Annotated in this window: 16 protein-coding genes; 7 read left to right on the forward strand and 9 right to left on the reverse strand. The window is 67.7% G+C overall.

What is annotated here, in order from left to right; translation table 11 throughout:
• Positions 1-13: 13 nt before the first annotated feature.
• Complete coding sequence (locus tag OG780_RS21290) at positions 14-2,455, reverse strand: DUF6049 family protein (RefSeq protein WP_328450502.1); 2,442 nt, start codon at positions 2,453-2,455, stop codon at positions 14-16.
• Positions 2,456-2,678: 223 nt separating this feature from the next.
• On the opposite strand from OG780_RS21290, the gene OG780_RS21295 reads away from it, so the two are divergent.
• Positions 2,679-4,145, forward strand: a complete 1,467-nt coding sequence (locus OG780_RS21295) for a CCA tRNA nucleotidyltransferase (RefSeq protein ID WP_328450504.1) — start codon at positions 2,679-2,681, stop codon at positions 4,143-4,145.
• 98 nt (positions 4,146-4,243) lie between these two features.
• Here the strand turns inward: OG780_RS21295 and OG780_RS21300 are convergent, their stop codons facing one another.
• The 5 genes from OG780_RS21300 to OG780_RS21320 all read right to left on the reverse strand — a co-directional run bounded on the left by OG780_RS21300 (position 4,244) and on the right by OG780_RS21320 (position 8,302).
• Positions 4,244-4,429, reverse strand: a complete 186-nt coding sequence (locus OG780_RS21300) for a hypothetical protein (RefSeq protein WP_328450506.1) — start codon at positions 4,427-4,429, stop codon at positions 4,244-4,246.
• A 111-nt stretch (positions 4,430-4,540) separates the two neighbouring features.
• Positions 4,541-5,038: an LppU/SCO3897 family protein gene (locus OG780_RS21305; RefSeq protein WP_328450508.1), complete on the reverse strand. Its 498-nt coding sequence runs from the start codon at positions 5,036-5,038 to the stop codon at positions 4,541-4,543.
• 112 nt (positions 5,039-5,150) lie between these two features.
• On the reverse strand, positions 5,151-6,413 hold the full coding sequence (locus OG780_RS21310; protein ID WP_328450510.1) for an MFS transporter: 1,263 nt from the start codon (positions 6,411-6,413) through the stop codon (positions 5,151-5,153).
• Positions 6,414-6,491: 78 nt separating this feature from the next.
• Positions 6,492-7,574, reverse strand: coding sequence for an inositol-3-phosphate synthase (locus OG780_RS21315; RefSeq protein ID WP_326786766.1), 1,083 nt, complete (start codon positions 7,572-7,574; stop codon positions 6,492-6,494).
• Positions 7,575-7,618: 44 nt separating this feature from the next.
• Positions 7,619-8,302 (reverse strand): PadR family transcriptional regulator, encoded by a 684-nt coding sequence (locus OG780_RS21320; RefSeq protein ID WP_326786767.1) that lies wholly within the window; start codon positions 8,300-8,302, stop codon positions 7,619-7,621.
• Between the two features lie 374 nt (positions 8,303-8,676).
• Here OG780_RS21320 and OG780_RS21325 point away from each other — a divergent pair, with 374 nt between their 5' ends.
• Entirely contained in the window at positions 8,677-11,421 is a 2,745-nt protein-coding gene (locus tag OG780_RS21325) for a transglycosylase domain-containing protein (RefSeq protein WP_328450513.1), read from the forward strand.
• Between the two features lie 177 nt (positions 11,422-11,598).
• Entirely contained in the window at positions 11,599-13,104 is a 1,506-nt protein-coding gene (locus tag OG780_RS21330) for a glycosyltransferase family 87 protein (RefSeq protein WP_328450515.1), read from the forward strand.
• A gap of 90 nt (positions 13,105-13,194) precedes the next feature.
• Here the strand turns inward: OG780_RS21330 and OG780_RS21335 are convergent, their stop codons facing one another.
• The 3 genes from OG780_RS21335 to OG780_RS21345 form a co-directional block, all read right to left on the reverse strand.
• Positions 13,195-14,226 (reverse strand): alanine racemase, encoded by a 1,032-nt coding sequence (locus OG780_RS21335; RefSeq protein ID WP_328450517.1) that lies wholly within the window; start codon positions 14,224-14,226, stop codon positions 13,195-13,197.
• A gap of 158 nt (positions 14,227-14,384) precedes the next feature.
• The gene (gene femX / locus OG780_RS21340) at positions 14,385-15,506 is read right to left on the reverse strand and encodes a peptidoglycan bridge formation glycyltransferase FemX (RefSeq protein WP_328450519.1); all 1,122 of its coding nucleotides are present in this window, start codon (positions 15,504-15,506) and stop codon (positions 14,385-14,387) included.
• Positions 15,507-15,669: 163 nt separating this feature from the next.
• Positions 15,670-15,981, reverse strand: a complete 312-nt coding sequence (locus tag OG780_RS21345) for a hypothetical protein (RefSeq protein WP_328450521.1) — start codon at positions 15,979-15,981, stop codon at positions 15,670-15,672.
• 287 nt (positions 15,982-16,268) lie between these two features.
• On the opposite strand from OG780_RS21345, the gene rpsF reads away from it, so the two are divergent.
• From rpsF to rplI, 4 genes are all read left to right on the forward strand, one after another.
• Positions 16,269-16,559 (forward strand): 30S ribosomal protein S6, encoded by a 291-nt coding sequence (gene rpsF / locus OG780_RS21350; RefSeq protein ID WP_037615007.1) that lies wholly within the window; start codon positions 16,269-16,271, stop codon positions 16,557-16,559.
• Between the two features lie 74 nt (positions 16,560-16,633).
• Positions 16,634-17,236 carry a single-stranded DNA-binding protein gene (locus OG780_RS21355; RefSeq protein WP_328450523.1) on the forward strand — a complete coding sequence of 201 codons (603 nt, stop codon included), beginning with the start codon at positions 16,634-16,636 and terminating at the stop codon, positions 17,234-17,236.
• 57 nt (positions 17,237-17,293) lie between these two features.
• A complete protein-coding gene (gene rpsR / locus OG780_RS21360) occupies positions 17,294-17,530 on the forward strand; it encodes a 30S ribosomal protein S18 (RefSeq protein WP_003949403.1) in 237 nt (78 codons plus the stop codon).
• 18 nt (positions 17,531-17,548) lie between these two features.
• On the forward strand, positions 17,549-17,995 hold the full coding sequence (gene rplI / locus OG780_RS21365; RefSeq protein WP_328450525.1) for a 50S ribosomal protein L9: 447 nt from the start codon (positions 17,549-17,551) through the stop codon (positions 17,993-17,995).
• Positions 17,996-18,155: the final 160 nt, after the last annotated feature.

The following is an 18,155-nucleotide window of genomic DNA, read 5'->3' on the forward strand; positions in this document are numbered from 1 at the left end:
GCCACGACATCGCTCAACGGTCCACTCTCTCACCCGTGCCGGACGGGTCGGCGCTTTCCGGTGCGGTGTCCGGTGTCGGGTCACTCGGCTGCTCCGGGTCGTCTGCCCCGGACTCCGGGCCGGAAGCCCGTTCGGGACCGGCCTCGGAGTCTTCGGTGGAGTCAGTGTCCACGGTGCCCTCGGCGACCTCGCTGTCGCCCCCCGCTTCGGGACCGTTCGCCGTGTCCTCCTCGGCCTTCCTGGCCGCCGCGCGCTTACGCTGCGTGTACATCCGGAAACCGGCGAGCACGAGAAGCAGGACGCCGCCGCCGATGACGAGCATCACCGTGGAGGTGATCTCGGTGACCTTCACCTCGAAGGGAACCGGGTCTCCGTACGGCTGCCCGTCCTCCGTGTAGAGCTGGGCGACGACCTGCACCGGGCCGTTGGCCTTGGTGGACGTCGTGAACTTGACCGACTGGCTGTGCTCGCCCGCGACCTGGATCCGCCGCTCGTCGTACGGGCCGTTGCCGATCTTGAGGCGGGTGGGCTGCTGCGAGGTGAGACGCAGCACCAGATGGCCGACGCCCTGCACGAGGTTGTTCTGGACCGTCACGGGGATCGTGGCGCTGCGCCCGGACAGCTTCGCGTCCGACTTCTGGATGAGATGCACCAGGCCCATGAGCCCGTCGAGGTAGGTCTCCACACCCTGCCGGAAGGCCGCCGCCTCCGTGGTCCGACCGCGCCAGGACGCCGACATCCCCCGCTCTATGGCCCGTCCGAACGGCGTGACCACACGGGACTCGTCGGTCAGGATCATCCGGAACTTGTCGAGCTTGGCCTGGGTCGCCTGGATCCTCTCGAACGCCGAGCGCGGCAGCTCCCGCTTGCGCAGCGCCGACGGGTACGAGGACGTGGACGGCACCTTCGTGGTGGCGCCGGGGTCCGGCTTGGCCTTGGCGGCCTCGGTCAGCCCCTGGGACTGCGACCAGTTCCCCTGCTGGAGGGCCCGCAGTGCCTCGGACATGGACTGCGCCTGGCTCGCCGTGGGCATGCGCTGCGGAGCGACGACGATGCTGCGCTCGTTCTTCGGCTCCTGGAGGTTGATCATCAGGCTCTGCGCGAGGAACTTCTGGACGGCGAGCGTCGAGGCGTCCGCCTTCATCATGTCGCCCTGGAACGCGGTCGACAGCCGCTCGTCGGCGACCACCGCCGTGGTTCCGCCGCCGATGGGGCGGGCTGCGCTGGGCGTGTAGGACAGGCCGCCGGTCTCGCGCAGGCTGTCGCTGCGGGCGATCACCTTGTCCGCGCCGGCCGACGTGGCCACCTTGATGATCGACGGGTCCACCGCACCGTCCGCAGGCCAGGCGAACTCCGTGCTCGGCTTCACGTGGACGATCGTCTCCACCGTGTCGGCCGCCACATCGGTGGCGTCCTTGAGGTGGCTCAGGGAACCGGTGACGTCCTTGCCGTGGTGGGCCAGCGACGCGAGGTCGGGGTCGGCGAACGGCAGCGCCACGATGCTCCGGCCCTGGACCGCCTTCTCCAGCTTGTCGAGCCAGGCGTTGGCCACCGCCTGGTTCCGCCCGGCGATGGTCGTGCCGTTCTCCTGCTGGATCCGGTAACCGCCCCTCATCGCGTCGACGGAGGCCAGCAGGTCCGGGTCGAGGACCCAGGTGACATCGAGCTCGCTGCCCAGCGACAGGAGCTGGTCCAGGCGGCCGCCCGGGGAGATCTCCTTGGCCAGGTCGTCGTTCTTGAAGACGGGCGTCTGCTGGGCGTCCGAACCCGTCTCCGCCGTGAGGTGGACGGTGGAGACGAGCGGCCAGAGGTACGTCGTCCTCGTCTTCGTGTCCGCCGCTTCGGGCTGCCAGGGCAGGAACGTCCGCTCGATACCGAGTACCTGGTCCCACGGCTGAGTGGTGGTCCGGCCCGTGAGCGACACACCGAGCTGGTAGACGCCCTCGGAGCCGAGATCGAGATCCTTGACCGGGACCGAGATGCTGAAGTGCTGCGAGCTGCCCGCGGTGAGCTTGGTGACATTGGCGACGTACTTGCCCCCGACCTCCAGCGTGTCGAGGCCCGGCTGGAAGCTGGTGCGCTTCGCGACCGTGTCGATGGCGGAGCGGGTGTTCAGGGACGGCCCCACCCGGATGCCCACGTGGGCATCGGTGACCGTCTGCTTGCCCGTGTTGGTGACCGAGCCCGAGACCGTGACCGTGTCACCGTCGGTGGGGGCGCTGGGGGCCAGCGAGTCGAGGCTGACGTCCACAGGGCCGGACGATCCCGAGGCGGTGGCCACAGACTCTGTGGCAGTGGCGGCGGAAGCCTTCTCTGCGGCTTGGGAGGGCGTGCTCAAGGGCAGCTGGAGCAGCCCGGCCAGCAGCGGCGCCCCGGCCAGCAGTGCACCGCTGCGCCGGAGCCACCGGCGGGCAGGTGAGGGACTCGTCCCTTGGAAGTCTGCCGCCTCGGCCACGCGCTCGCCCGTCCCTCGTCGTCGTCAGTGGTCGTCGGAATGTGCGTCCACGCATGGTAACGAGGTGCGCTGAGCGTAAGTGCCACGGAGTGGTCCACAAGATCAGGGATGAGCGTCGACTGTCCTGTATGTACGCGTATTCTGCCCGCGAAAAAATGTGGGGCACAGGTGTGGGATTTATCCAGGCGCTTCCCGGCGCCTCGGCCACGTACCCTTTTCTGTTGTGCCGAACGCCAACGAAGACAATTCCAGTGCCCTGAGCCAGGTGCAGCGCCGCGCGGTGAGTGAACTGCTGCGGGTGTCCCCTGTCGCCGACGAGCTCGCCCGCCGTTTCCAGGAGGCCGGGTTCTCGCTCGCCCTGGTCGGCGGCTCGGTCCGGGACGCGCTCCTCGGTCGGCTCGGCAATGACCTGGACTTCACGACGGACGCCCGGCCCGAGGACGTACTGAAGATCGTCCGGCCCTGGGCGGACGCCCTGTGGGAGGTCGGGATCGCCTTCGGCACGGTCGGGGCGCAGAAGGACGCCCGTGTGGGCGATGCGGAGCAGTCGTTCCAGATCGAGATCACGACGTACCGCTCCGAGGCGTACGACCGGACCTCGCGCAAGCCGGAGGTCTCCTACGGGGACTCCATCGAGGAAGACCTCGTGCGTCGCGACTTCACGGTGAACGCGATGGCCGTCGCGCTGCCGGAGAAGGAGTTCATCGACCCGTACGGCGGTCTGGACGACCTCGCCGCTCGCGTTCTGCGTACCCCGGGCACCCCGGAAGCGTCCTTCTCCGACGACCCGCTGCGGATGATGCGCGCCGCACGGTTCGCCGCGCAGCTCGACTTCGAGGTGGCGCCCGAGGTGGTTGCCGCCATGACGGACATGGCCGGGCGTATCGAGATCGTCTCCGCGGAGCGAGTGCGGGAGGAACTGAACAAGCTGATCCAGTCCGCCCACCCGCGCAAGGGCCTGACGCTGCTCGTGGACACCGGACTCGCCGAGCACGTGCTTCCCGAGCTTCCCGCCCTGCGACTGGAGAGAGACGAGCATCACCGGCACAAGGACGTCTACGAGCACACGCTGATCGTGCTGGAACAGGCGATGGCGCTGGAGGAGAACGGGCCCGATCTGACGCTCAGGCTCGCCGCGCTGCTCCACGACATCGGCAAGCCGCGGACGCGACGCTTCGAGCAGGACGGGCGGGTCTCCTTCCACCACCACGAGATGGTGGGCGCCAAGATGACCAAGAAGCGGATGACGGCGCTCAAATACTCGAACGACCTCGTCAAGGACGTGTCCCGTCTGGTCGAGCTGCATCTGCGCTTCCACGGGTACGGCACCGGAGAGTGGACGGACTCTGCCGTCCGCCGCTATGTGCGTGACGCGGGCCCGCTCCTCGACCGCCTCCACAAGCTGACCCGTTCCGACTGCACCACGCGCAACAAGCGCAAGGCGACCGCCCTCTCCCGCGCCTACGACGGGCTGGAGGAGCGCATCGCCCAGCTCAAGGAGCAGGAAGAGCTCGACGCGATCCGTCCCGACCTGGACGGCAACGAGATCATGGGGGTCCTGGGAATCGGGCCCGGCCCCGCGATCGGCCAGGCCTACAAGTTCCTGCTGGAGCTGCGGCTGGAGAATGGGCCGATGGAGCGTGACGCCGCCGTGGCGGCGCTCAAGGAATGGTGGGCCGAGCAGGGCTGAGGGCGGAGACCGGGAGGGGGCGTCATGTTTCACGTGAAACATGACGCCCCCTCCCCGAAGGCCGAGAGATCGGCGGGCCCTGGTGTTGTTCAGCTGGTCTACACGTTGCGCAGGGAGGAGTTGATGAGCTTGCCGTACACGTTGGCCCTCATCCACTGTTCCTTGTCGAACTGGAAGTTGGTTCCCTGGACCAGCAGGCTGCCTTCCCAGACGACCGAAGCGTCGGCATTGTGGCCGCTGCTGCAGTGGCCGCCACGCGGGCACCACCCCCAGTTGCTCAGCACCTTCTTCGGGGTGCAGGACGGCGCCGCATCGTGGAGATGATGCGGCGCCGGATGGGTGTTCGGCGATGTTTCACGTGAAACATCGCCCCTGCTGTTCTCCGCCTGCGCGGGCTACTTGTTCGATCCGAGGCAGAGAGTGAAAGACTCGCCGGTTTCGGTCCACGTCAGTGTTGCCGTCGTGCCCGTGACGTTCTGGCACGTCAGGGAAGGAAGCGAGGCGCCGTCCGCTTTCTTCAGAACCTTGTGCGTGGCCTTGGAGTCGGCGCAGTCCACCTGGACGACGTCCGGGTCGTTGGCGGTCCCCTTGTTGTACAGGCAGTCGCCCACGGCCAGCTTCTTGGCGTCCTCGCTGTCGTTGTGGATCAGCCAGCCACCCACGATGATGCCAACGCCCACGACAGCGACGACTATGCGCAGGTACTCCCTGAAGCCGCGCTTGGGGCGCTGCGGCGGGACCGTGGCGTAACCGGCCTGCTGCGGAAACCCAGGCTGACCCGGCTGCTGCGGGTATCCCTGCGGGGGCTGCCCCTGCGCGAACGGGTTGCCGCTCTGCGGCGGCTGTCCCTGCGCGTAGGGGTTCTGGCCCTGAGGCGGCGGCGGAGTTGTCACGGAGGTCCCCCTGGAACGTAGATGCGTGAAGCGAACGTAAGGTCCACGTAAGGTATCGGGCCCCTGTGACAACACGGTCGTCAGAAGTGGCTCTGTGGCACTGGTGTGACACTTAATGACGTTCAAAGCGGGCCATAGCGGCCGCAATTGACGCGTAGGTTGTCGCCACGGTGAGGACGAGGGGAACGGACCGTCCGTCAGAAGGCAGCATCAGCGCGGCCACTGCGGCCGCTCCGACGAAGGCGACGTTGAACAGGACGTCGTAGACCGAGAAGATCCTGCCGCGGAAACCGTCGTCCACGGCGGACTGCACGATGGTGTCCGTGGCGATCTTCGCGCCCTGTGTGGTCACGCCCAGCATGAAGGCGGCGCCCAGTGTGGGTGAGGGGGCGAACAGGAGGCACAGCGCGGGTACCAGGACCGCGGCGGTGCCGGCGCAGACGGCGATCCAACGGCCCGGTCCCAGCCGCCCGGCCGCCCAAGGCGTCACCACGGCAGCGACGAAGAAGCCGGCTCCCGAGACGCCCACGGCCAGTCCAAGGAGCGCGAGCCCGTCGTCCGAGCCGGACGCCCACGCGTAGCGGCAGAGCATCAGCACCATGACCGTCAGGGCGCCGTAGCAGAAGCGCATCAGGGTCATTGCCGCCAGAGCCCAGGCAGCCTCCCGCCGTGGGAGCTCCGCGAGATGGCGCACACCTCCGGCGAGGCCTCGCGCGGTGCCGGCGAGGGCCGTGCCCACGTAAGGCCGGACCAGCTCCTGGTCGGGCCCGAGGATCCCCGGGGCGATACGCAGTGAGGCGAGGGCCGCGCACAGATACAGCGCCGCTCCCACGAGGACCACCGCCGCGTCGGAGTCCGCGACGACCAGCCGTACGGCGAACGCGAGAGCCGCGCCCACGGTGGCCGCGAGGGTTCCTGCGGTCGGTGAGAGCGAGTTGGCCACCACCAGACGGTCCGCGTCGACGACACGGGGCAGCGCGGCCGACAGCCCGGCCAGGACGAAGCGGTTGACGGCGGTGACCCAGAGCGCGGAGGTGTAGAAGAGCCAGTCGGGCGCCGGGCTCAGCATCAGCAGGGCTGTCACGCACGCCAATACCGCGCGCAGCAGGTTGCCGTACAGAAAGACCTGCCGACGCTGCCAGCGGTCCAGCAGGACGCCCGCGAAGGGACCGACGAGGGAATACGGGAGAAGGAGCACCGCCATGGCGGAGGCGATGGAGGCCGCCGAGGTCTGCTTCTCCGGCGAGAAGACCACGTAGGTGGCCAGCGCGACCTGGTAGACGCCGTCGGCACCCTGGGACAGCAGCCGTACACCGAGCAGGCGTCTGAATCCCTGGAAGCGCAGGAGGACGCGCAGGTCACGCACGACGGCCATGGGTCACAGCCTCACATACGAGGAGGGTCCCCGGGCGGTAAGCCCGGGGACCCTCGACAGCGAGCACGCAGGCGTGCTTTAGCGCTCGACCTCGCCCTTGATGAACTTCTCGACGTTGGCGAAGGCCTCGTCGTCGAAGTACTGGACCGGCGGGGACTTCATGAAGTAGCTCGACGCGGAGAGGATCGGGCCGCCGATACCGCGGTCCTTGGCGATCTTCGCGGCGCGCACGGCGTCGATGATGACACCGGCCGAGTTCGGGGAGTCCCAGACCTCGAGCTTGTACTCCAGGTTCAGCGGGACATCGCCGAACGCACGGCCCTCGAGGCGGACGTACGCCCACTTGCGGTCGTCGAGCCAGGCCACGTAGTCCGAGGGACCGATGTGGACGTTCTTCTCGCCCAGCTCACGGTCGGGGATCTGCGAGGTGACGGCCTGCGTCTTCGAGATCTTCTTGGACTCGAGGCGGTCGCGCTCCAGCATGTTCTTGAAGTCCATGTTGCCGCCGACGTTGAGCTGCATGGTGCGCTCAAGACGGACACCGCGGTCCTCGAACAGCTTCGCCATCACACGGTGCGTGATGGTCGCGCCGACCTGCGACTTGATGTCGTCGCCGACGATCGGGACGCCCGCCTCGGTGAACTTGTCCGCCCACTCCTTGGTGCCGGCGATGAAGACCGGGAGCGCGTTGACGAAGGCGACCTTGGCGTCGATGGCGCACTGGGCGTAGAACTTCGCCGCAGCCTCGGAACCGACGGGCAGGTAGCAGACGAGGACGTCGACCTGCTTGTCCTTGAGGATCTGGACGATGTCGACCGGTGCCTCGGCGGACTCCTCGATGGTCATGCGGTAGTACTTACCGAGACCGTCCAGGGTGTGACCGCGCTGGACCGTGACGCCCTTGTTCGGGACGTCGCAGATCTTGATGGTGTTGTTCTCGCTGGCACCGATGGCGTCGGAGAGGTCGAGGCCGACCTTCTTCGCGTCGACGTCGAACGCGGCGACGAACTCGACGTCACCGACGTGGTAGTCGCCGAACTGGACGTGCATCAGGCCGGGCACCTTGGCCGCCGGGTCGGCGTCCTTGTAGTACTCGACGCCCTGAACCAGCGAGGCGGCGCAGTTGCCCACGCCGACGATGGCTACGCGAACCGAACCCATTCCGGTTGCTCCCTGTGTCTATCGGTGAAACCCCGAACGGGGTCTCACGTGGCGGTGTCGTCGGACGGATCCGGCCGGGGACTGTCCCGGTGCCGGGGCAGGCCGCCCGTCTCTCCAGATGTGTTGTCCTGCTGAGCGGAGCCATCCATACCGGGACGCTTGACGTCCCGTCCGGCCCGCTCGCTCTCGATGAGCTCGTTCAGCCAGCGCACTTCGCGCTCCACGGACTCCATTCCGTGGCGCTGGAGCTCAAGCGTGTAGTCGTCGAGGCGCTCCCGGGTGCGCGCCAGCGAGGCGCGCATCTTCTCGAGGCGCTCCTCCAGACGGCTGCGGCGACCTTCCAGTACGCGCATGCGCACATCGCGTGACGTCTGCCCGAAGAACGCGAAGCGAGCCGCGAAGTGCTCATCCTCGTACGCGTCGGGACCCGTCTGCGCGAGAAGCTCCTCGAAGTGATCCTTACCTTCCGCCGTCAATCGGTAGACGATCTTGGCGCGACGTCCCGCGAGTGTTGCCGACAGGGCGTCTTCGGGTGTGGATCCTGATTCCTCGATCAACCAGCCGTTGGCGACCAGCGTCTTGAGGCACGGGTAGAGCGTTCCGTAGCTGAAGGCACGGAACACACCCAGTGACGTATTGAGTCGTTTGCGCAGCTCATAGCCGTGCATCGGGGACTCGCGGAGCAGGCCGAGTACGGCGAACTCGAGGATCCCGGCACGCCGGCTCATCGTCGCCCCCTCCCTGTCGCTGTCTCGTCGGCACGGTCTTTATGCCGCGCTGATGTATCGACTCGATACATCAGCACGATAGAACGACCCTGCGGATGCGACAAGAGGGAGCGGAGTGAACGGCGTCACATCACCGATTCATACGAAGCAAGTTGCCTGATTTGGGGTGAACTTCGATGCTAGGTAGGTTTTGGCGGTGCGTACTCTGTGCGGGATGGACACCACCGGGAACCGAGTGACGTCTGAGTACGTCAACGTCTTTGGTGCAGTACGGGTGAATGCGCGATCGACCACATCCGTACTTCGGGGGGACCGGAAACCAGCCGCCGTTTCCAGGCGCGCAAAGGTGCGCCTGCCCGAGGAGTAATCGTTCGATGAGCGAGCACCGTCGCAAACCGCCGCAGCCGCAGGGCGGCGGACGTGCCGCGGCCCGGCGCGGCCAGCCGCAGGCAGGCCCGTCCGCAGGCCGCCGCGATGCACCGCGAGACGCCACCGGGTCTCCTTCCGATCCATACGGCCCGGGGGGTGAAGAGAATCCGTACGGCAGCCGCGCCGACGCGCGGCGTGCCACGCAGCGCGGAAACGGCGGAAGCCGGCGCAGAGCCGCCGACGGCGCGGGTCACGGCGGCGGCCCCGGAGGAGGGGGCGGCCGACGCGGTGGTCCCCCGGGTCCGGGCGGTCCCGGACGCGGCCGAGGCCGCGCTCCCGAGCCTGCCAAGAAACGCATCATCGACTACCCGCGCGCGGGCCGTTACGGCGCCGCGCGCTGGGTGCCGTCCTGGAAGCTCGTGTCGGGCCTGTTCATCGGCTTCCTGGGCAGCATGGTCGCGGCCGCCAGCGTCGCCTACGCCCTCGTGGGCATTCCGGACATCGGCAAGACCGCCAAGGCGCAGAACAACGTCTACTACTGGGCCGACGGCAGCCAGATGGTCGCCACCGGTGGTGAGGCCAACCGCCAGATCATCGGCTACGCGGAGATCCCCAAGGAGATGCGCTGGGCGGTGATGTCGGCCGAGAACAAGACGTTCGAGACCGACAGCGGCGTCGACCCGATGGGTATCGCCCGTGCCTTCGTGAACATGGCCAAGGGCGGCCAGACGCAGGGTGGTTCCACCATCACCCAGCAGTACGTGAAGAACGCCATGCTCGAGGACCAGTCGCAGACGGTCTCCCGCAAGCTCAGGGAGTTGTTCGTCTCGATCAAGGTCGGGGCCAAGGTGCCCAAAGAAGACATCATGGCCGGCTATCTGAACTCCGCGTACTACGGACGCAACGCCTACGGCATCCAGGCCGCGGCGCGCGCGTACTTCAACAAGAAGGCCACGGATCTGAAGCCGGACCAGTGCGCCTTCCTGGCGGCCGTGCTCAAGGGCGCCACGTACTACGACCCCGCGGGCAATCCGGCGATCGGCGGGGACGCGGCCTCGCCGCAGGCCAACCGCAAGCGTGCCGAGGAGCGCTGGGGCTGGATCCTCGACCAGGAGGTCCAGGACGGTCGCCTGACCGCGGCCCAGCGCGCCAAGTACACGAAGTTCCCCACGATCCAGTCCCCGCGGCCCAACGCGGCGCTCGGCGGCCAGGTCGGTTACCTGATCGACCTGGCCAACGCGTACCTGACCAAGAACAGCGACAAGACCGGGATCACCGAGACCAAGCTCCGCCAGGGTGGCTACGAGATCCACACGACCTTCGAGAAGAAGAAGGTCGACGCGCTCGAAGCCGCGGTGAAGAAGGTCCAGAAGGCGAACATCAAGCCCAAGCTGCGGCCGAAGAACGACAAGTACGTCCAGTTCGGCGGGGCGTCCGTCAACCCGGACACCGGTGCGATCGCCGCCATCTACGGCGGTGAGAACGCGACCAAGCACTTCACCGACAACGCCGACCAGACCGGTGCCCAGGTGGGTTCGACGTTCAAGCCCTTCGTGCTGGCGGCCGCCATGACGTGGGGAGTCAGGAACCCCGAGGGGGACCCGACCCAGGCGCAGGACGAACGCACCATCGTCTCCCCGAAGAGCCTGTACAGCGCAAAGAACGGGCTCAAGATCAAGGACTACAACCACACCGACTGGACGGACGACAAGGGCAAGGAGTGGCTGCAGCAGAACGACGGCCATCAGTCCCTCAACCCGCCCTCCTACATGGTCGACCTGCGTGAGGGCATGCGTGAGTCCGTCAACTCCGTCTACGTCCAGCTGGGCATGGACGTGGGCCTGGACAAGGTGAAGGACTCCGTCCTGCGCGCGGGCATCAAGGAGTCGAGCCTCGCCAGCTCCAGGTTCCCGTCGTTCTCCCTGGGCACCTCCTCCCCGAGCGCGATCCGCATGGCCGGGGCGTACGCCACCTTCGCGGCCAGCGGCAAGCAGCGTGACCCGTACTCGGTCGAGAAGGTGACCAGCAAGGACGGCACCGTCTTCCAGCACGACAAGATCGCGAAGACCGTGGAGGCCTTCACCCCGGCGGTCGCCGACAACGTCACCGACGTCCTGAAGACCGTGGTCGAGAAGGGCACCGGCACCAACGCCCAGCTCCCGGGTCGCGAGGTGGCCGGCAAGACCGGTACCACCGACGGCAACAAGTCCGCCTGGTTCGTCGGCTACACCCCGCAGCTCTCCACGGCGATCGGCATGTACCGCCTGGACGACGACGAGACCAAGAAGAACCGCGAGTTCCTGCAGATGTACGGCACGGGTGGCGAGGAGACCATCCACGGTGCCTCGTTCCCGTCCCAGATCTGGCGGGACTACATGATGGTGGCGCTCAAGGGGGAGAAGGCGGAGTCCTTCCCGGTGCCCGAGGAGATCGGTGAGATCCTCAACGACACCCCGAGCCCGACGCCGACGCCCTCGGCCACCGAGAGCGCGACGGAGAGCCCGAGCCCGACCCCGACCCCGAGCGCGACGCTCACGTCTCCCACGCCCTCGGCGACCGAGACCTGCAGGAAGTTCGACTTCAACTGCAACAACACCGGAGGGACCGACACCGGCGGTACGGCCACCGGCGGTACGGACACCGGTGGCACGAACGGCGGCGTGAGCACCTCGCCGTCGGCGACCGCCACCACCGGGACCAGCAGAGGAAACGGCAACGGCAGCGGAGGCCTCTTCGGAAGCTCCGGCTGACAGCCGCCGACCAGCTTCGCGCGTGCGCACCCTCGGGGCGCACGCGCGAAGCTGTTTCCGGCCCCTGGCCCCGTCGCGGGGCCCCGCTTGCCCGGCCGGGTGGGCAAGAGCCTGTGAGCCGGACTTCAAGGGTCGTCCCTGCTTCCGTTCTCAGGCACGTACGGCAGGATGTGCGGCATGCCCAGTGCAGAGACGACGCGAGCGAGCGTTCACGAGCCGGAGCTGGTGCGGCCGACCAGGGATGACGAGATCGCCGTCGGCGGCAGTGAGCTGATCGGCGGCCCCATCGGACGGCGGGCCCTGCTCGGGACGTCCTGGTGGACACCCGTACGGGTCGTCGCGCTGGTGATGATCGGCATGTTCGCCCTCGGTATGGTCCAGAAGCTGCCCTGCTACGACGGCGGCTGGTTCTTCGGCGCCAGTTCGCAGTACACGCACGCGTGCTACTCGGACATCCCGCACCTTTATCAGGGGCGAGGTTTCGCCGACGGCCTCGTGCCGTACTTCGACAAGATCCCCGGCGACATGGACTACCTCGAGTACCCGGTGCTGACCGGCGTGTTCATGGAGGTCGCGGCCTGGCTCACCCCCGGCGGCGGGACCATCCAGCACCAGGAACAGATCTACTGGATGGTCAACGCCGGGATGCTGATGGCGTGCGCGGCCGTCATCGCCGTATGCACCGCGCGCACCCACCGCCGTCGCCCCTGGGACGGCCTCCTGGTCGCCCTGGCGCCCGCCTTCGCGCTCACGGCCACGATCAACTGGGATCTCCTCGCCGTGGCTCTGCTGGCCGCCGCGATGCTCATGTGGTCCCGCGGGCGCGTCCTGGCCTTCGGTGTCCTGATCGGGCTCGCCACCGCCGCCAAGTTCTACCCGTTCCTGGTCCTCGGGCCGCTCTTCCTGCTGTGCTGGCGCACCGGCAGGTGGCGTGAGTTCGGTACGGCGCTGCTCGGTGCCGTCGGTGCCTGGCTGGCCGTGAACCTTCCCGTCATGTACCTCGCGCCCGAGGGGTGGGCGAAGTTCTACAGCTTCAGCCACGACCGCGGCGTCGACTTCGGTTCGGTCTTCCTGTTCCTCTCGCAGTGGCTGAAGATCGCGATCACGCGCGACACGGCCAACGCCTGGGCGCTGGTCCTGATGGTGATCATCTGTGCGGGGCTGAGCGCCGTCACGCTCATGGCCCCCCGCCGCCCCCGCTTCGCCCAGCTCGCCTTCCTGATCGTCGCGGCCTTCATCCTCACGAACAAGGTCTACTCGCCGCAGTACGTGCTCTGGCTGGTCCCTCTCGCCGCGCTGGCCCGGCCGCGCTGGCGGGACTTCCTGATCTGGCAGGCCTGTGAGGTCGGGTACTTCCTCGGCATCTGGATGTACCTCGCGTACACGACCAGCGGCGACGCTCACAAGGGTCTGCCGACCGACGGGTACCAGGTCGCCATCGCCGTCCACCTGCTGGGGACGCTGTACCTGTGCGCGGTGGTCGTGCGGGACATCTTCCTGCCGGAGTGCGACGTGGTGCGGCGCCCGGGCGACGACGACCCGTCGGGCGGGATTCTCGACGGCGCGGAGGACGTCTTCGTGCTCGGCCCGGCCGCGCATCCGGCGCGGCACGCGGCGCACTTCGACGCGGTCCCCCAGGTCGACTGGCGTGAGGACGCGGCACCCGGAGACCGTTCGCTCTGAGCGAACGGGACGAGGAAGGGCCAAGTGAAAGGCCGTACACGGTGTCCGTGTACGGCCTTTCACTTGGCCCGGGGCGCGCCCGGTCCGGGGTCAGCGCTCGACGACGCGGTCGAACTGTGTGGTGGTGTGCCGCAGATGGGCCACCAGTTCGTCGCCCACCTTCGGCTCCGAGGCGTCGTGCGGCACGAAGAGGATCGAGACCTGCATGTGCGGGGGCTCGGCGAACCAGCGCTGCTTGCCCGCCCAGACGAACGGAGAAAGGTTCCGGTTGACCGTCGCGAGGCCGGCGCGTGCGACGCCCTTGGCGCGCGGCATGACGCCGTGCAGGGCCTTGGGGGCCTCCAGGCCCACCCCGTGCGACGTACCGCCCGCGACGACCACGAGCCAGCCGTCCGAGGCGGCCTTCTGCTGCCGGTAGCCGAAGCGGTCGCCCTTGGAGACGCGCGTGACGTCCAGGACCGCTCCGCGGTACTCCGTGGCCTCGTGGTCCCCCAGCCACAGCCGCGTCCCGATGCGGGCGCGGAAGTGGGTCTGCGGGAACTGCCGCTGAAGCCGCGCCAGTTCCTCGGCCTTGAGGTGGCTGACGAACATCGTGTGCAGGGGCAGCCGGGCCGCGCGGAGGCGGTCCATCCAGCCGATGACCTCCTCGACTGCGTCCGAGCCGTCGGTGCGGTCCAGCGGCAGGTGGATCGCGAAGCCCTCCAGCCGGACGTTCTCGATGGCGGAGTGCAGATGCGGCAGATCCTCCTCGCTCACGCCGTGCCGCTTCATCGAGGACATCACCTCGATGACGACACGGGCGCCCACGAGGCCGTACACGCCGTCGATGGACGACACGGAGCGGATGACGCGGTCGGGCAGTGGCACGGGTTCCTCGCCGCGCCTGAACGGCGTCAGGACCAGAAGATCGCCGCCGAACCAGTCCTTGATCCGGGCGGCCTCGTACGTGGTGCCGACGGCGAGGATGTCCGAGCCCAGGCGGGTGGCCTCGTCCGCGAGCCGTTCGTGGCCGAAGCCGTAGCCGTTGCCCTTGCAGACGGGGACGAGCCCCGGAAACTGCTCGGACACCTGCTTGTGGTGTGCCCGCCAGCGCGCGGTGTCGACGTAGAGCGTGAGCGCCATGGCCGGTCCCCGAACCTTTCTCGTGACTGCCGTGTATCAGAGGTATGAAAAGGAATTGTCGCTGATTCGCCGGGCCGATGGGGCTGTCCCGGGCCGGTTCGGCGGCCCGGGATGCGATTCGGGGCGGCTCAGCGGCCCAGGACGTGGTTCCGGACGGCTCAGCGGCGGGACATGTACATGTCGAGAGCCTTGTGGAGCAGCTTGTTGAGCGGGAAGTCCCACTCGCCGAGGTACTCGGCGGCCTCTCCGCCCGTGCCCACCTTGAACTGGATCAGACCGAAGAGGTGATCGGTCTCGTCCAGCGAGTCGGAGATGCCGCGCAGGTCGTAGACCGTGGCTCCCAGGGCGTACGCGTCGCGCAGCATGCGCCACTGCATCGCGTTCGAGGGCCGGACCTCGCGCCCGATGTTGTCCGAGGCGCCGTAGGAGTACCAGACGTGTCCGCCGACGACGAGCATCGTCGCGGCCGAGAGGTTCACCCCGTTGTGACGCGCGAAGTAGAGCCGCATGCGGTTGGGGTCCTCGGTGTTGAGGGCCGTCCACATGCGCTGGAAGTACGAGAGGGGGCGGGGTCGGAAGTGGTCGCGGATCGCGGTGATCTCGTAGAGCCGCTGCCACTCCTCCAGGTCCTGGTAACCGCCCTGGACGACCTCGACGCCCGCCTTCTCGGCCTTCTTGATGTTGCGGCGCCACAGCTGGTTGAAGTTCCTGTGGACCTCTTCGAGGGAACGATTGGCCAGCGGCACCTGGAAGACGTAGCGGGGCTGGACGTCGCCGAAGCCGGCACCGCCGTCCTCGCCCTGCTGCCAGCCCATACGGCGCAGCTTGTCGGCGACCTCGAAGGCGCGCGGCTCGATGAAGTCGGCCTCGATGTCGCGCAGGCGCTTCACGTCCGGGTTCTGGATGCCGCCCTTGATGGACGTGGCCTCCCAGCGCCGGATGATCACCGGCGGGCCCATCTTCACGGAGAAGGCGCCCTGGTGCTTGAGGTGCGCGAGCATCGGCTGGAGCCAGTCGTCGAGGTTCGGCGCGAACCAGTTGATGACCGGGCCCTCGGGCAGGTAGGCGAGGTAGCGCTTGATCTTGGGCAGCTGGCGGTACAGCACCAGGCCCGCGCCGACCATCTGGCCGGTCTTGTCGTCGAACCATCCGAGGCTCTCTGAGCGCCACTCGGCCTTCACGTCCGCCCATGCGGGGACCTGCATGTGGCTGGCCGCGGGCAGGCTCTGGATGTATGCCAGATGCTGCTCTCGGCTGATGGTCCTCAGGGTCAGGCTCATTCGGGGCGCTCCTCGGGCTGGTGTGTCCCCATGGGTACAAGGGCTCCGGCTCTCGCGCCGAAGCCTACTGCGCCCTGCGAGCGCCCCGAATGGCCGTATGGAACCTTGGCCCCGGGGGTGCGGTGCGAAGTGTCCCGAGGTCAGGGGAAAACGGACGTTCGACTCAGATCAAACCTCCGAAGAGGCCGCCGTGGGCCAGGCCGAGGTAGAAACCGACGCCCGAGAGACCGAGTCCCACGATCAGTCCGAAGCGCTCCCGGGTCGTCTCGGAGATGAACTGACCGTAGGCACCGGTGAGGATCCCGATCAGACCGGCCCACGAGCTGAGCAGATGGAGGCTGTGGAACATCGACGTGACGAAGGCCAGGACTCCGCACACCAGGGTCACCGCGAGCAGGGTGTCCTGGAGCGGATGCGGCTTGCCGTCCGTGGCGAAGAGTGAGCCGGTCGTGCTGGGACGCATTACCTGTGCCATAGGGCACCTCCTGCGGAAGGCGGCGCATCGTAGCGCCATACACACCCGATGTGTACAGATTGACGGTCAACCCGGTCGGATTTCAACCGGAAGCAGGTGTGCAGGTAGTCTGTAGCCTCTGCACCGGTGTCTGCCCAGGCTCAGGGCCAGGTCACGACAGGGATCGCCGCTCGGTTCACCGATCGGCGGGCCGATTGTCAGTGGCGGCCGATACCGTTGCGTACGCATCACAACCCTCCTGCCACGGAACGACCGTGGCCGCTGAGTCCAAAGGAGGTGGGTTCCACATGCGTCACTACGAAGTGATGGTCATCCTCGACCCCGATCTGGAGGAGCGCGCTGTCGCCCCCCTGATCGAGAACTTCCTCTCCGTCGTCCGTGAGGGCGCCGGAAAGGTGGAGAAGGTCGACACCTGGGGCCGTCGTCGTCTCTCGTACGAGATCAAGAAGAAGCCCGAGGGCATCTACTCGGTCATCGACCTGCAGGCCGAGCCTGCGGTCGTCAAGGAGCTCGACCGCCAGATGAACCTGAACGAGTCGGTCCTCCGGACCAAGGTCCTCCGTCCCGAGACCCACTGAGCTCTCCAGCTCAGCTGAACTCGGGCATCGAGTAGCACCAGCAGCCAGCAGCAAACCCGCCGAGAGGTTCCCCCATGGCAGGCGAGACCGTCATCACGGTCGTCGGCAATCTTGTCGACGACCCCGAGCTGCGCTTCACCCCTTCCGGTGCGGCGGTCGCGAAGTTCCGTGTCGCGTCCACCCCCCGCACCTTCGACCGTCAGACCAATGAGTGGAAGGACGGCGAGAGCCTGTTCCTGACCTGCTCGGTCTGGCGTCAGGCGGCGGAGAACGTCGCCGAGTCGCTCCAGCGCGGCATGCGCGTCATCGTGCAGGGCCGCCTGAAGCAGCGGTCGTACGAGGACAACCAGGGCGTCAAGCGCACGGTCTACGAACTGGACGTAGAGGAAGTCGGCGCCAGCCTGAAGAACGCCACGGCCAAGGTCACCAAGACCACGGGCCGCGGCGGACAGGGCGGTTACGGCGGCGGCCAGCAGGGCGGCGGCCAGCAGGGCGGCGGCTGGGGCGGAAGCTCCGGCGGTGCTCCGCAGGGCGGCGGCGCTCCGGCCGACGACCCCTGGGCGACCGGCGCTCCCGCCGGTGGCAACCAGGGTGGCGGCGGCGGTGGCGGCTGGGGCGGAAGCTCCGGCGGTTCCGGCGGTTCCGGCGGCGGCTACTCGGACGAGCCCCCCTTCTAGGCCTCAGGGCCGAGGGTGGGCCGTACTCCCACTTCTTGATCACACAGGAGATACACCATGGCGAAGCCGCCTGTGCGCAAGCCGAAGAAGAAGGTCTGCGCGTTCTGCAAGGACAAGGTCACGTACGTGGACTACAAGGACACGAACATGCTGCGGAAGTTCATTTCCGACCGCGGCAAGATCCGTGCCCGCCGCGTGACCGGCAACTGCACGCAGCACCAGCGTGACGTCGCCACGGCTGTGAAGAACAGCCGTGAGATGGCGCTGCTGCCCTACACGTCCACCGCGCGATAAAGGAAGGGTGACCGACACATGAAGATCATCCTTACCCACGAGGTCTCCGGCCTCGGTGCCGCCGGCGAGGTCGTCGACGTCAAGGACGGCTACGCTCGCAACTACCTGATCCCGCGGAACTTCGCGATCCGCTGGACCAAGGGTGGCGAGAAGGACGTCGAGCAGATTCGTCGTGCTCGCAAGATCCACGAGATCGCGACCATCGAGCAGGCCAACGAGATCAAGGCCCGCCTCGAGGGTGTCAAGGTCCGTCTGGCCGTTCGCTCCGGCGACGCCGGTCGTCTCTTCGGTTCCGTCACCCCGGCCGACGTCGCTTCGGCGATCAAGGCTTCCGGTGGCCCCGAGGTCGACAAGCGCCGCATCGAGCTGGGCTCGCCCATCAAGACCCTGGGCGCCCACGAGACGTCCGTGCGTCTGCACCCCGAGGTTGCCGCCAAGGTCAGCATCGAGGTTGTCGCTGCCTGAGTGCAGCACTCGGCATAGCTGAGAGGAAGGGCCGCACCCCTCGGGTGCGGCCCTTCTGCTTTCCCTGAGAACTTGAGCAGAGGCGTTCCGTGGATACCCGGGACCGTCGTTTCACGTGAAACCGGCGCCCGTGTTTCCCGTGAAACATCCGGTGTGCTTC

Origin of the sequence: Streptomyces sp. NBC_00386, assembly GCF_036063235.1 — a bacterium.
Taxonomy (GTDB): Bacteria; Actinomycetota; Actinomycetes; order Streptomycetales; family Streptomycetaceae; genus Streptomyces.